Annotated in this window: 1 protein-coding gene; it reads left to right on the top strand. The window is 44.2% G+C overall.

Annotated features, from left to right (window positions below; genetic code table 11):
* Positions 1 to 864 (top strand): XrtA/PEP-CTERM system histidine kinase PrsK (prsK, locus tag A3729_RS19390; protein ID WP_156498031.1); only part of this gene is annotated, 864 nt, incomplete at both ends.

Raw genomic sequence — 864 nt, forward strand, 5'->3', positions numbered from 1 at the left:
AATATAAGCTGATCGAAATTCCGGAAAGCATGCTTCACCTCGAGCACCCATGGCTGATTCTGCCCCTTGGGGTCGGTGAAAACCTATCCGGATTAGTCTTGCTATGTGAACCCATCGCAACGATTGACCTAAACTGGGAGAATTACGACCTGTTGAAAATTGTTTCTCAGCAAGCATGTAGCTACATTGTTCAAAGTGACTCTCAGGAAAAGCTAGGTACTGCCATGCAGTTCGAAGCGGTAAATAAAGCATCTGCCTTTCTGGTTCATGATATAAAGACCATTATCGCGCAGCTATCTTTGCTCGTTAAGAATGCCGAAAAGCACAAATCCAACCCTGCTTTTGTTGACGATATGATTCGCACGACAAGCCATACAGTCGAGAAAATGGATCACCTGCTACAGCAAATTCATAATCCAAACCAGAACAATGAGGAAGCTTCCGTTGAGCTAGGTGAAATATTGCTAGAGATCTACCAAAGTCATAAAAAATCTAGCCCATCCCCGTCTTTAGAAGCACTTGAGCAGCCAATATGGATACATGCAGACAAAGAACAACTGCGTTCCGCAATAGGGCATATCGTTCAAAATGCCATAGATGCGACCGACAAAGCAGGAGAGGTCTCCATTGCCAGCAAGCAAACTTCCGAGCATATCTTTCTTTTTATACAAGACAGCGGCATTGGTATGAGCGAAGAGTTCATTCAGAACCAATTATTTAAGCCTTTTGAAAGTACCAAAGGCCTTACGGGTATGGGAATCGGCGTGTACCAAAGCCGTGAATATTTAAGAAAACTAGGCGGCACAATCAGCGTCACGAGCCAGATAGAAGTAGGCACCTGCTTCACCTTAAAAATTCCTCTGG

This window comes from Oleiphilus sp. HI0043 (assembly GCF_001634935.1).